The following is an 816-nucleotide window of genomic DNA, read 5'->3' on the forward strand; positions in this document are numbered from 1 at the left end:
AGGACTGTCTCTTAAAGTGTGTAAGTTCAAAAATTAAGCTTGGGTTAGGTTCTACTTTTTAGAGTCTAACCCTTTCTTGATATAGGATTAAAAATTGATCAATAATAACTCCCCAGTTTCTTACTGGCATAGACCATTTTTTAGTTGCTTCTCTCACAGCCAAATATACGGATTTCATAACAGCTTCATCTGTAGGGAAGGATAATTTATTTTTAGTGTACTTCCTTATTTTACCGTTTAGATTCTCAATTAGATTGGTGGTATATATGATTTTCCTAATATCTACGGGGAATTCAAAGAAAACCGTAAGGTCTTCCCAGTTGTTTTTCCAGCTTTGGATGGCATAAGAATATTTATGTTCCCACTTAGAAGCAAAATCATTTAAAGCAGCTTCAGCAGCCTGTTTAGTTGGCGCGTTGTAGATTTCTTTCATATCAGCAGTAAACTGTTTCTTATCTTTCCAAACAACGTATTTACAAGCATTTCGAATCTGATGTACTACACATATTTGTGTTTTAGATTCAGGAAAAACGGTACGTATGGTATCGGTAAAACCATTTAAGTTATCGGTTGCTGTAATCAAGATATCTTCAGTTCCTCTAGCCTTCATATCGGTTAAAACACTCATCCAAAAGGATGATGACTCATTTTTACCTAACCATAATCCTAAAACTTCTTTGCGTCCATCGCGTTTTAAGCCTACTGCGATATAAATGGTTTTATTAATTACTTTGGAACCTTCTCTAACCTTAAAAACAATTCCGTCCATCCAAACGATTAAATAAACAGGTTCTAATGGACGATTTTGCCAAGCTA

1 protein-coding gene is annotated in these 816 nt (G+C 34.7%); it reads right to left on the minus strand.

The annotated features are described in order from the left end of the window. Window positions 1-58: 58 nt before the first annotated feature. Window positions 59-816, minus strand: a 758-nt coding sequence (locus tag N5D03_RS14895) for an IS256 family transposase (RefSeq protein WP_038337402.1), incomplete at its 5' end; no start/stop codon positions are given.

This window comes from Empedobacter sp. GD03861 (genome assembly GCF_029840885.1).
Lineage (GTDB): Bacteria > Bacteroidota > Bacteroidia > Flavobacteriales > Weeksellaceae > Empedobacter > Empedobacter falsenii_B.